Annotated in this window: 1 protein-coding gene; it reads right to left on the bottom strand. The window is 63.5% G+C overall.

The window, feature by feature from the left end:
• The coding region (locus P0D70_RS36950; RefSeq protein WP_408188148.1) for an NAD(P)(+) transhydrogenase (Re/Si-specific) subunit beta at window positions 1–296 on the bottom strand (296 nt) is incomplete at both ends.

The following is a 296-nucleotide window of genomic DNA, read 5'->3' as shown; positions in this document are numbered from 1 at the left end:
CGCGAGCAGCACGTTCATGTGTCCCGGCATCCGGCCCGCCACCGGGTGAATTGCGTACTTCACCTCGATGCCCTTCTCGACCAGCTTGTCGGTCAGCTCCTTCAGCGCATGCTGCGCACGTGCCACGGCGAGACCATACCCCGGCACGATCACCACGGTTTCAGCATTGCCGAGCATAAACGCCGCATCGTCTGCAGAACCGGATTTCACCGGACGCTGCTCCGCCGACCCACCCGCTACCGCCGCCCCCGCCTCATTACCGAAGCCGCCGAGAATCACGTTGAAGAACGAACGGT

The sequence above is a fragment of the Paraburkholderia sp. RL17-381-BIF-C genome (assembly GCF_046026435.1).
In the GTDB taxonomy this organism is placed as follows: domain Bacteria; phylum Pseudomonadota; class Gammaproteobacteria; order Burkholderiales; family Burkholderiaceae; genus Paraburkholderia.
Note: the sequence above shows the minus strand (reverse complement) of the source record. Positions and strands in the feature narration are given on the sequence as shown.